13 protein-coding genes and 1 pseudogene are annotated in these 10,818 nt (G+C 69.2%); 6 read left to right on the forward strand and 8 right to left on the reverse strand.

Annotated features, from left to right (window positions below):
* Positions 1–111 precede the first annotated feature (111 nt).
* Entirely contained in the window at positions 112–1,296 is a 1,185-nt protein-coding gene (locus HNP84_RS34355) for an ArsR/SmtB family transcription factor (RefSeq protein ID WP_185054216.1), read from the reverse strand.
* A gap of 172 nt (positions 1,297–1,468) precedes the next feature.
* On the opposite strand from HNP84_RS34355, the gene HNP84_RS34360 reads away from it, so the two are divergent.
* Positions 1,469–2,593 (forward strand): serine hydrolase domain-containing protein, encoded by a 1,125-nt coding sequence (locus tag HNP84_RS34360; protein WP_185054217.1) that lies wholly within the window; start codon positions 1,469–1,471, stop codon positions 2,591–2,593.
* A gap of 36 nt (positions 2,594–2,629) precedes the next feature.
* Here HNP84_RS34360 and HNP84_RS55445 read toward each other — a convergent pair whose 3' ends face one another.
* From HNP84_RS55445 to HNP84_RS34380, 6 genes are all read right to left on the reverse strand, one after another.
* The gene (locus tag HNP84_RS55445) at positions 2,630–2,764 is read right to left on the reverse strand and encodes a hypothetical protein (protein WP_281396371.1); all 135 of its coding nucleotides are present in this window, start codon (positions 2,762–2,764) and stop codon (positions 2,630–2,632) included.
* A 156-nt stretch (positions 2,765–2,920) separates the two neighbouring features.
* The gene (locus tag HNP84_RS34365) at positions 2,921–3,331 is read right to left on the reverse strand and encodes a hypothetical protein (protein ID WP_185054218.1); all 411 of its coding nucleotides are present in this window, start codon (positions 3,329–3,331) and stop codon (positions 2,921–2,923) included.
* 104 nt (positions 3,332–3,435) lie between these two features.
* Positions 3,436–4,707 carry an MFS transporter gene (locus tag HNP84_RS34370; RefSeq protein WP_185054219.1) on the reverse strand — a complete coding sequence of 424 codons (1,272 nt, stop codon included), beginning with the start codon at positions 4,705–4,707 and terminating at the stop codon, positions 3,436–3,438.
* An 88-nt stretch (positions 4,708–4,795) separates the two neighbouring features.
* Positions 4,796–4,978 carry a hypothetical protein gene (locus tag HNP84_RS34375; protein WP_185054220.1) on the reverse strand — a complete coding sequence of 61 codons (183 nt, stop codon included), beginning with the start codon at positions 4,976–4,978 and terminating at the stop codon, positions 4,796–4,798.
* A 16-nt stretch (positions 4,979–4,994) separates the two neighbouring features.
* Complete coding sequence (locus HNP84_RS57140; protein ID WP_512700965.1) at positions 4,995–5,213, reverse strand: hypothetical protein; 219 nt, start codon at positions 5,211–5,213, stop codon at positions 4,995–4,997.
* Entirely contained in the window at positions 5,108–6,070 is a 963-nt protein-coding gene (locus tag HNP84_RS34380) for a VOC family protein (protein WP_185054221.1), read from the reverse strand. Before HNP84_RS34380 ends, HNP84_RS57140 begins: the two co-directional genes overlap by 106 nt.
* Positions 6,071–6,073: 3 nt before the next feature.
* Between HNP84_RS34380 and HNP84_RS34385 the strand changes: the two genes are divergently transcribed.
* Complete coding sequence (locus HNP84_RS34385) at positions 6,074–6,718, forward strand: IclR family transcriptional regulator (RefSeq protein WP_185054222.1); 645 nt, start codon at positions 6,074–6,076, stop codon at positions 6,716–6,718.
* A 279-nt stretch (positions 6,719–6,997) separates the two neighbouring features.
* Here HNP84_RS34385 and HNP84_RS34390 read toward each other — a convergent pair whose 3' ends face one another.
* Positions 6,998–7,756 carry a TetR/AcrR family transcriptional regulator gene (locus tag HNP84_RS34390; protein WP_185054223.1) on the reverse strand — a complete coding sequence of 253 codons (759 nt, stop codon included), beginning with the start codon at positions 7,754–7,756 and terminating at the stop codon, positions 6,998–7,000.
* A 156-nt stretch (positions 7,757–7,912) separates the two neighbouring features.
* On the opposite strand from HNP84_RS34390, the gene HNP84_RS34395 reads away from it, so the two are divergent.
* The 4 genes and pseudogenes from HNP84_RS34395 to HNP84_RS55450 all read left to right on the forward strand — a co-directional run bounded on the left by HNP84_RS34395 (position 7,913) and on the right by HNP84_RS55450 (position 10,440).
* Positions 7,913–9,433, forward strand: a complete 1,521-nt coding sequence (locus HNP84_RS34395; protein ID WP_185054224.1) for an FAD-dependent monooxygenase — start codon at positions 7,913–7,915, stop codon at positions 9,431–9,433.
* Positions 9,434–9,507: 74 nt separating this feature from the next.
* Positions 9,508–9,999, forward strand: coding sequence for a nuclear transport factor 2 family protein (locus HNP84_RS34400; RefSeq protein ID WP_185054225.1), 492 nt, complete (start codon positions 9,508–9,510; stop codon positions 9,997–9,999).
* Between the two features lie 55 nt (positions 10,000–10,054).
* A pseudogene (locus HNP84_RS53880) lies at positions 10,055–10,273 on the forward strand (ISL3 family transposase); the annotation flags it as partial.
* Positions 10,274–10,317: 44 nt separating this feature from the next.
* A complete protein-coding gene (locus HNP84_RS55450; protein ID WP_281396386.1) occupies positions 10,318–10,440 on the forward strand; it encodes a hypothetical protein in 123 nt (40 codons plus the stop codon).
* Positions 10,441–10,818 lie beyond the last annotated feature (378 nt).

Below are 10,818 nucleotides of genomic sequence, written 5' to 3' on the forward strand. Positions count from 1 at the left end.
TTCGTGGTCCTGGCCGCTGATGCGGCCGGTCGGCGGCTGGCTGTCCGACCGGTTCGCGACACCGCATCGCTCATTCATGCCGGCATCCCTCTGATCGCTTGTCTTACCGAATCAGCCCAACAGCCTCTCCAGAGCGTCCGCGAGCTTGCCATGCGTGTCGCGGACCAGCCTGTAGTAGACGTAGTAGCTGTGCCGCTCGGGTTCCACCCAGTCCGCCTCGGCCAGGATTTTCAGGTGCTTGGAGATGGCCGCTTCCGTGAGCCCGATCAGACTGGCGAGTTCGCGGGTGGATCGCGCGTGCTCGGCCAGGATCTGGAGGATCTGTAGCCGGGTGGGGTGGGCGGCGGCGCGGAGTAGCTTGAGCAGGTCCTCTGAGGGGACCGGCGGCCGCGCCTTGTGCTGCATCGCGTCCAGCGCGTAGCTGATCTGTACGGTGTGCCGGGCGGGGTCCGCCTGAGGCTCGCGTTGGACGGTGAGAGCGACAAGGGGCCAGGCGAAGTGGGAGGGCACGAGCAGAAGCCGGTCCTGCTCGGTGAGGGTGAACTCCAGTGGGGGAGCGCCGGCACGGGTCTGTAGCAGCGCGATCAGCACCTCGTCCCGGTCTTGGACAACGCGTAGCCGACCGGGAGCGAGCCCTTCCAGCATGGTCGCCAGCCCGTGCTGGAAGGCGGTGCGGCTGCGCTGGGCGATGTCGCCCAGCAGATATCTCTCCATGAATGGCCACTTTGGGGCCAGACAGGCATCCCAGTACGCGGACAGGAAGTCGGCGAATCGATTGCGAGACCGTTCGGGATCGGCGATGAGCTCCTGCAGCACGGGCAGCGAGGCCGGGTGTCGCGCCCGGACGGCGTTCATCGCCCGCTCGCGTAGAGCAGGGTCGGCGCGAAAATCGTCCAGCCGGACGTGAAAAGCGCGCCCGTTTTCATGCAAGGCCGCGGTGAGCATTTGCTCGGCGTAATACGTGACCGGTGCATCGCGTAGCGCGGCCAGCTCGTCCGGCCACGACGACACCTCACCCGGGCGCCAGATCCGCGGGAACCCCAATGGGCGCCCCTGGCACCAGAAAGCGAATTGATCGGCCTCGTTCTTGAGATCGGCGCCCATGCGTTCGCGTGCTTCCAGTACCCAGGAAATGTGCAGCGGATGCTGTCTGACCGAGCCCAGCACGTGCAGGCTGTGCAATGCCTCGCGGGCGGGGGAGCGGCCGAAGACCAGCACGCCCGGGTCTGCCGAGCTCAGGCGTACGCACACGTTCATCGTGACGCTCCAGCGTGATCCGATCAACTCGTTCGTCAATCAGTTGGGGGCGGACCGCAAGAGTGACATACAGTCCATTCTGTAAGTGTAGCCCAAGAAAGAAACGTCTCAACGACTGTCATTCGAAGGGCTTTTGCTGACAGCACTTATCGCCGGTCAGGCGGTCGGCGCCTGCGGGCGGACACGCCGCTCCTGAAGAGAAAGGACTTCAATGACGTTCAAGCTGCGTAATGCCACGCTTTTCGCGGCGTGCGCGACTGTATTCCTGAGTGCCGTTGGCCCGGCCGCCACTGCCGCCGCCCCCGCCGGCGCGAACCTCGCGAAGGCCGCCGCACCCGCCACGCCTCGGATCGGCGATGTGCAGAAGGCGGTGGACGAGCTGGCCGAACAGTCCGGCGTGGTAGGAGTCATCGCCGAGGCATACTACGACGGCAAGCGCATCGACCGGGCCACGGCCGGATCCCGCCTGCTCGGCGGCAAGGGCGGCACGATTCCCACCGGCTCCGGCTACCGGGCCTGGTCTCAGACCAAGACCATGACCGCCACCGCGGTGCTGCAGCTCGTCGAAGAGGGCAAGCTCGGCCTGGACGACAAGCTCAGCGACCTGCTGCCGATCGTGGTGGAAAAGGACCTGGTCCGGTATGCCGATCAGATCACCGTACGCCAGTTGATCCAGCACACCTCCGGCATCCCCGACTTCGACCGCGAGATCGACCCCTTCGATCGCACCTACATCTCGCCGTACGACGTGCTGAAGATCTCCCGAAGCCTGCCGCTCCAGCAAAAACCGGGCGGCGATCCCTTGTACTCCAGCACCAACTACACCCTGCTCGGCCTGATCATCGAGAAGCTGACCCGCAACACGCTCGCCGAGGAGTTCGAACGGCGGTTCTTCAAGCCCCTGGACATGGACCGCACCTACCTGCCCACCAGGCCCACCCAACGTATCGAGGAACCCCACGGACACGGCTACCATCCCGACAGGAGAGGCAAGCTGCGCGACACCGACAAGATCAACGCCGCCACCGCGTGGGCGGCCGGCAGCGTGATCTCCACCGCAGCCGATATGGCCGCCTTCTACAGCGCTTTCATGAAGGGCAGGCTACTGCCCCCGAATTTGAGGGAGGTCATCACCGGCAAGCTGACGCCGACGGGCGATCCGTCGAAATGCGTCCTGCCGTTCAGGGGCGCCGGACCCGGCTCGACCTCGGTGACCGCCACGACATTGGACGGGCGGCTGCAGCTCGCCATGAACGCCACGTTCTCCATGGAGATGCCCCACTTCGGGAACAACCTCGCAGCGGCCGCGCAGACGGTGCTGTGCTCCGCTCAATAGCCCTCTGACCTGCCCCTTCGAGGAACGCCGCCTTCCTCAGGGGCAGAACTCCCCAGCGCCGTCGGGCTCCGCCGGTGAGCTGTGCCACGGCACCGCCATGACGGTCGCGGTCACCCAGGGCGCCGGCGCGTCGAGGACGCCCTGGTGTACGGCCTGGGCCTGGACCCGCACGCGCTCTACCCGGCCATGAGCCGGGACCGCAACAGCGCCCACCTGTACCTGCCGTTGCAGACGGCACCCGGCCGCTCGGCCCCGCTGGGCGCCTGGCACTCCAGTGACATATCGCGGTCTGAAGTGTTCGGGTCGCACGGCGACGGCCGTCCCGTCTCAGATGCTCAACGCGTACACCAACGTGACCGTGGCTGCCGCGAGGAGCAGCGCGTGCAGGATCATGTGTTCAAGACTGGGCCGGGGGCGATCACCGATTCGGGGCAGCACGATGATCGTCTTGGCGTACGTACGGGCGTGCAACTGGGCCCAGGTCTCGCCGGTGCCGGCGGTCGCCCACGGAACGGTGACGCCGGCCAGGTAGGGCAGCCACCACAGGGCCAGTCCGCCGAGAAGGATGAGGATCTCGAGGCCGGCGGCGGCATACGCGGGGACGGGGGCGTGCATGGCGGCCGCGACAAGAACGAGGACCGCGGGAAGCGTCATGACGGGCGCGTTGACCGAGACCTCGATGGTCTTCTCGCGGCGGGTGGCCGCGGTGACGTTGTTGAGCGGGGCAGTGTTAGGCAACCTAACGCTGTGAGGTGAGCGGTGCAAGCCTGGCCACCCATGCCTGTCCGTCCTGAGGATCGGGCGGCTGCCGGTGGGGCGTCAGTCGCGGTCGTGCTCGCCTTTCATGCGGCGGCGCCGGGAGACTTTTGGAGGGCCCGCTCCTGCGGTGCAGGCGCGCGGCGCATGCCGGGGACGAGCAACGCGAGGACCGCGCCGAGAACCCCGGGCACGGCGAACGCGAAGAAGCCGAACCGCACGCCCAGCTCCGTGGAAAGGATCAGCCCGCCGACGAGCGGACCGAGGATCGCGCCGAGTCGCCCCACCGCGAGTGCCCACCCGATCGCGCGGCTGCGCAGCGCGCCGGTGAAGCGCGTGACGACGAAAGCGTTCGTCAGCCCCTGCGAGCCGATGAAGCCGAGCCCGGCCACGAACATGAGCAGGAACAGCAGACCCGTCGCGGGTCGCACGCTCATCAGCACCAGGCTCGCCGCGCCCACCGCGAAGGCGGCGGCGACCACGGGTTTGATGCCGACCCGGTCGCCTATGCGCCCGCCCGCGATCATGCCGACGCCTGCTCCGACCCACATGACGGCGGTTTGCAGCAGGGAGGACTGCAGGGTGTATCCGGAATCGCGCAGCATCGTCGGCAGCCAGTTGCTCAGGCCGAACACGAGCATCAGCCCGCAGAACGAGATCGTCCAGAACAGGAAGGTCGCGACGCGCGATCCCGGGCCCAGGAGCGGGCGGAGCCCGAACAGGTCACGGTCGGAGGTCTCCGCCGTGCGCACCGTGTCCTCCGCCGCGTGGGCGGGCCGGTCCACCAGCGACCGGGCGGCCAGGGGGATGATGACGAAGGCGGGCAGGGCACCGATCACGTAGATCCAGCGCCAGGACGCGTCGGGCAGCAGCGCGGCGCTGAGCAGGGGGGCGAGCATCGCCCCGAGAACGTAGCCGGACGTCATGATGCCGACGTTGCCGCTGCGGCGGTGCGGTTCGGAGTGGTCGGCCACGTACGCGGTGACCGCCGGAAGCACGATCCCGAGGCCCAAGCCGGTGCCCAGCCGGGCGATGCCGAACAGGGTGAACGTCGGTGCGATCGAGCACACGAGCATGCCGAGCGAGAACAGCCCGGAACCGCCGAGCAGGAGGCGCAGGTTGCCCACCCGGTGGCTCAGCGCCGCCGCGACCGCCGCCCCGAAGAGCATCCCGAAGGCCACCAGGGCCCCGACGACCCCGGCGCTGGAGACGTCGGCATCGATCGCGCGGTCACTGAGCAGTACCGGGACCGTGGCCCCGTAGCACGCGAGGTCGTAACCCTCCATCGCCGCGAACGGACCGGTCAGTGCGAGTAGGCGGCCCCGGCTCATCGGGGCGCTCGTGGGTGTCGGTGTCATGGTGTACTTCTGTTCCTCCCTGCCGCCGGAAGCGGCATCGGGCTGGCCCCCTGGTGAAAGAGCGCGGTGATCTGGGAGAGCCAGGCCATCAGCGCCGGTACGCCGAACCGCTCCGGCCGTGTTCGGCGTCCGCCCACGCCCCGAACCTCGCCCATCGGCCGAAGACCGCCGACGGGCTCGGACCGAACTCGCCCCGGCCGGCCTTCCGGACATCGATGGGCTCCTCGCCGTACGCCAGGACGACGCGTCCGGCGACGTTCGCGATCCTCACGTCCATCGCTCCGCTGTCAGGTGGTGGCGATGGGGTCGGTTCGCAGGTCTGACAGGCATGAGCGCAGGACATAACGGAGGGAGGTCGCGGACGGGGCGGATCCGTAGACGTAGCGGTCCGGCCGGACGACTACCGCCGCGCAGGCGTGGTCGTCGAACCACCGCCGGTAGGCGTCGTCGACATCCTCGACCGCCGTCCAGGTCTCGGCCCGCTCGTCCGGGTGCGCACCGAGCACGACCGCCGTGCCGCCCGCCGCGCGCCAGGCCGCGAGGTCGCCGGCGACGCCCACGCGGCGACGGGAAGCTCCTCGCCGCCGGGGACGGGATCCCAGAAGTACGGCGTGTCCGCCAGGTCGTCCATCTCCGAGTAGTAGTACTCCGCGAAGGCCCCCGCGGGATCCTTGAGGTACCAGAAGTAGTTCGCCGACGCCGCGTGCCGTCCCAGCCCCCAGGCGTGCCGTTCCGGGTGGCTCTCGATCATCCGCGTACCGCCGTAGCCGATCTCGTCCACATCGCGCACCTTCCATGCCGTGTGGTGCAGCAGCGTCATCGGCGCCGGCAGCAGGACGATGTTGTGGTGGTCGGTCTCGAACCGCATGAACGGGCCAGCGATGACGTAGTCGCTCAGCCGCATGCCGATCCCGTCGAGGAAGAAGCGCTTGGCCTCCTCCACGTCGGCGCAGCCGATGGCCACGTGCCCGAGCCGCAGCGGCCGGATCGGCTCCCGGTGGACGAGCTCGGTCCGGTCGGCCGACGTCGGCGCGCTCGGCGGCGGGTCCTTCGGCAGCCGAGCCGCCACCACGACCCGCACCAGCACTCCGCTCACCGGTTCCGTGGCCGCCAACCCGGCGTCGGTGCGGGCCGGCGCGATGCCCAGCCCCTCGATCCGGTGGGCGATCGCATCGAGGTCGGCGTCGGAGTCCGCCCCGATGGTCAGCTCGACGACCCGGGGTACGTCTCCGGCGCGCAGGACGAGCTGTTCGCCGCCGACCACGGTGGAGAACCTGCCGGGCGAGGTCTCCTCCAAACCGAACTCGGTGTAGAAGGCCCTGGTCAGCCGCAGGTTCGGGACCTCCCTCACGAGGTTGATCACGCGATGGCACCCCAGTATCTCGTCAGCCTCGTCCGCGTGGGGCTCGCCGAACAGGAACAGCCCTCCGGGTTCTACAAGTTCGGCCCGGCGACCCGCCGTCTCGGCATCGAGGCGCTGCGCCAGGGCGACGAGGTGGGCATCGCGACCAAACACGCCATAGCGCTCCGCGACCGGACCCAGCACACGACCAATCTCTCCACCTGGAGCGACGCCGGGCCCGTCATCATCCGCTGGGACTACGGCGCGTACCCCCTGCCGATCACCGTGCGCGTCGGGTCGACGCTTCCCCTGATCGACTCGTCCGTAGGACGGGTCTACCTGGCGCATCTTCCCTCGGCACTCACCATGCCGGTACTGCGCGCACAGCAGGAACGCGGCGTGTCCAGCACCCTCGCGTCCGAGCACCTTGAGGCGGTGCTCTACGAGGTCCGGAAAAGCGGCTTCTCGATCACCAAGGGCGGCGTGATCCCCGGACTCTCCGCGATCGCCGCACCCGTCTTCGCCTCGGGACCGGGGGTGGCTCTCGCGCTGGGCATCGCAGTCCCGACCCACATCCTCACCGCGAGCATCGAGCGAAGCCTCATCGCCGAGCTCACCAGCACCGCTGAGTCGATCACCAGAGATCTCGGCGGTGACCTCCCGACCTAGGCCCGAACCTCGACGCCTGGGCGCTCCGAGCCGGTTCGGCATCTCGCGACGCATCCTGCTGAGGCCGGCCGCCACATCTGATCGGGCCCGCAACGGCCAGTGCTACGACGCCGCCGATCGTGGACGTGATGGCTCCACTGCGCACCTGTATCCTGCCGCGCCCCCTGCCGGACCTGCGGGTCACCAGCGTGAAACCCCACTGCGTCGGCCCACCCTGCCCCGCGTCGTGTTGGTGGACGGCGAGATGGATATGGGCCGCCGCCTCAGGCAACTCGTCGCCTACCGGGCGATCTCGTGGCGGGTGGGGTAGGAGGCGATGATGCCCCGCAGGACCAGGTTGATGCCGGTGAGGAACTGCTCGCGGTCGTCGTGTTCGCGCACTTGGTCGGCGATGGCCCTGATGAACGGGTAGTCATCGGGGTCGAGGTCCTGCCATGCCCCGGCTGCGGTGTCGAGGAACTCGGCGCGTTCGGCTTCGCCCTCAGGCGTCCTCCCGTCGCTGGTGCCGTGCGGTGTGTGGGCGTTCTGGGCGATGGCGCCGAGGAAGTAGTGGACCAGGGTCGAGGTCGTGGCGAACCAGTCGCGTTGCGGCACGCCCAGCGCGCGCATCGGTCGGCCGATGCTCTCGAAGACCCGTCGTGTCACCGACCCCCAGGGGTTGCGGGTGATCTGCACGGCGACCTGGGCGGCGAGCCAGGGATGTTCGGTGACCGCGTCGAACAGGCCGAGCGCAACGGCGCGGATCTCGTCCTCGGGCGTGCCCGCGGCCCCCAGGCCCCTTACGGGCGCGGCCGGCTCGGTGGACAGCGCGGCCAGGGCGTCGGCGATGACGCTGTCGATCGCGGCCTCCAGCAGCTCGTTCATGGTGCCGACATGGTGGTAGATCGCGCCGGATCCGGTGGACAGGCGTTCGGTCAGCGTCCGGACCGTCAGCGCGCCCTCCCCTGCCGTGTCCAGCAGCTCGATGGCTGCCTCGACGATGCGCTCGCGGGAGAGCACCTGCCTGCGCCGCTGTGACTGACGTGGCTGTGTGGCCATGGCCCCATTCTGCCAGGTTTGGAGCAAGACTCCAACTTGGAGTACCGTTCCATGTTGGAGCGACGCACCAATGTCCTGTCAGGGCCTCCCGTGCGGAGGTCCTGATCCGAAGCGCACCGGAACACGCCGGGGCGCGGAACTGGAGGAAGGTCGAACATGTTCGACGTCGTGATCGCGGGGGCCGGACCGGTGGGCTTGTTCCTGGCCGGTGAACTCGCGCTGGCGGACTGCTCGGTCCTGGTACTGGAGCGGGACCAGGAGCCGACCTCGCCGTTGAAGGCGCTGCCGCTGGGTCTACGGGGCCTGAACGCCGGGTCGGTCGAGGCGTTCTACCGCCGGGGGATGCTGGAAGGACTGCTGAAGGCATCCGGCGTCGACAAGGAGCAGGTCGGCGTCGAATCCGACGGGCACGAGTCTCCCGCACCCCGTGGCGTGAGCCACTTCGCCGGCATGCGGCTCAACGCGGCCAATATCGACTCCTCCGCTGTGGAGTACCGGCTGCCCGGCCCGGCGATGGAGGGCATCATGACCAGCCTCGAAGCGGTCGGGACGGTAGTGGAGGAGCGGGCGATCGCCCTCGGCGCGCAGATCCTGCGGGGGACTCCCGTCGAGGCCGTGACCCAGGACGACGACACCGTTTCCGTGCGGGCCGGCGGGCGGGACTACCAGGCGCGCTGGCTCGTGGGATGCGACGGCGGACGCAGCACGGTACGCCGGCTCGCGGGCTTCGACTTCGTCGGCACCCAGCCGCTGTTCACCGGCTACGTCGCCCGCGTCACCTTCGACGACCCGCAGCAGCTGGACCTGGGCTTCAACCTGACGCCGACCGGCATGTACCTGCGGACGCCCTTCGAAGGCCACCTGGGCATGATGGACTTCGACGGGGGCACCTTCGACCGCTCGCAGCCGCTGACACGCGAACATCTCCAGACGGTCCTGCGCCGGGTCTCCGGCACCGACGCAACAATCAGCGAGGTCCATCTCGCCTCCAGCTTCACCGATCGCGCGATGCAGACCACGACCTACCGCAACGGCCGCGTCCTGCTCGCCGGTGACGCGGCCCACATCCACTCCCCGCTCGGCGGCCAGGGACTCAACCTCGGCATCGGCGACGCCATGAACCTCGGCTGGAAGCTCGCCGCGACCGTCCACCAGACCGCGCCCGAGAACCTGCTCGACACCTACACCGCCGAGCGTCACCCCGTCGGCGCGGCGATCCTGGACTGGTCACGCGCGCAGGTGGCCACGATGAACCCCGGACCCAACGCGGCGGCCTTGCGGCGGCTGATCCACGACCTCCTCGACACCCGTGACGGCACCACCCACGTCTTCCGCAACACCTCCGGACTGTCCCACCGCTACGACCTGGGCAGCGACCAGCCGCTCGTTGGCCGCACCGCCCCCGACTTCCGCTTCTGCGACGGCACCCGCCTCGGTGACCTGCTACGGGACGGACAGGGCGTCACACTCGACTTCACCGGCGACCAGCGCTTGCGCGGCACGGCCACGGCCTGGAAGGGGCTGCGCTACGCGGCCGGCCCGGTGAGCGACGACCTCGGATTCGGCGCCCTGCTGATTCGGCCCGACGGCATCGTCGCCTGGACCGGCGACCACGACCCCGACTCCAATGCCTTTCGGTGCGCCGCGCAACGCTGGTTCGGCGAACCCGCCTCCTGACGGAACCTCCCAGACGACGGCACGGGCGTGCCTCCACACCCGGCATTCCGGCTCCCCGCCAAACCCGGACGCCTTTGCAGGAAAGAGACTTTGTCATGTCGAATGAACATCCCACCCAGGCCGAGCTGAACAAGGACGTGGTCCGCCGCTTTTACGAGGCCGTCCTTCGCGTGCCCGGCGGCCCGGACTTCGCCACCATCAGGGAGCTGGCCGATGAGCAGGAAGTCGAACTCAACTGGGGCCACCCCGACAGCGGCATCCACAAGGGAGCCGCCATCGGGCCGGCGCGGCAGCGGATGCACCGGCTGACCGGGCTGGACATCGCAGCGATCAGCATCGACGAGCTGATCGCCGACGGCCCGACCCGCGTCGTGGTGGTGGCCACCAACAGCGGTACCGACATCCATGGAAACCGGTGGACGATGACCGTCCTCGAACTGGTCGACGTGGTGAACGGCAAGATCACCAAGAAGCGTTCGTTCTACCAGGACACCGCGCTTCTGCGGGACATCTCGCTCGAACGCGAGGCCACACTCGCGCAAGGCACGGGTGGGTCCAGGGGTTGACGGCTCTGTCCCGTAATCGGTGGTAGCGCTGGGTGCTCGCCAGCCAGGCTGGACCATGCTGAAGATCGACGATCTTGTGGGCGTGACGTTTGAAGGGCTGTCTGCCCTGGCCATCGAGGATGTAAGGGACGAGAGCGACCTCATTCGGGTGATGGCCCGGACGCGCGGCGAGCCGGTGCCGTGCCCGGTGTGCGGGGCGCTGACCGGCCGGGCGCACGGCTACGCCGGCCCGACGGTCACGGATGTCCCGGTCGACGGGAGGCGGGTGGTGGTCAGCGCGGCCTGCACGCCGCCCGCCTCGACCCGGGCGTCGACGCGATGGCGGACGTCGCGGTCATCGCCGTGGCCGCCGCCCGCCGTGAGCGCCTCCTGGCCGAGCTCGACGCCGAGCGCCCGGCCGACCTGGACCGGGCCCGCGGCCGGGCGGCGCCGGTGCCGTGACCGCTGATCGCCGGCGCGCTGCGCGTCTCGGCGGCAGGCCGCGCATCAGGAGTACGCCCGGCTGACACGCGGGGTGCGGCGCCGACGACGTCTGGGCGATGCAAGCCGACCTTGCGCTCATCCGGCGCCGAGCCGGCCGCGACGCCACCGGTGCATTCCCCGCTTCACGGCCGGGCAATGGGCGATGAACTGCAGGTCCGCATGCATGCCGGCGACGGGATGCCGGACTGCATCCGGTGCGGCCGAGGTGTGATCAGGGTGGTGGACCTGCGCCCGCACGGACGCGGTGTGGTCGAGCGATCAGAATCAGTCGTCGGCGGTTCGGAGGGATCGACGGCCTGGCGGTGCGGACGGCGCGAGGCTTTGGGATCGGGGATT

The sequence above is a fragment of the Thermocatellispora tengchongensis genome, from assembly GCF_014202315.1.
Lineage (GTDB): Bacteria > Actinomycetota > Actinomycetes > Streptosporangiales > Streptosporangiaceae > Thermocatellispora > Thermocatellispora tengchongensis.

Coding starts and splice junctions, on each gene's coding strand:
- HNP84_RS34360 (WP_185054217.1), top strand. CDS start 1,469: ATGACGTTCAAGCTGCGTAATGCCACGCTTTTCGCGGCGTGCGCGACT.
- HNP84_RS34370 (WP_185054219.1), bottom strand. CDS start 4,707: ATGACACCGACACCCACGAGCGCCCCGATGAGCCGGGGCCGCCTACTC.
- HNP84_RS34385 (WP_185054222.1), top strand. CDS start 6,074: ATGGCACCCCAGTATCTCGTCAGCCTCGTCCGCGTGGGGCTCGCCGAA.
- HNP84_RS34390 (WP_185054223.1), bottom strand. CDS start 7,756: ATGGCCACACAGCCACGTCAGTCACAGCGGCGCAGGCAGGTGCTCTCC.
- HNP84_RS34395 (WP_185054224.1), top strand. CDS start 7,913: ATGTTCGACGTCGTGATCGCGGGGGCCGGACCGGTGGGCTTGTTCCTG.
- HNP84_RS55450 (WP_281396386.1), top strand. CDS start 10,318: ATGGCGGACGTCGCGGTCATCGCCGTGGCCGCCGCCCGCCGTGAGCGC.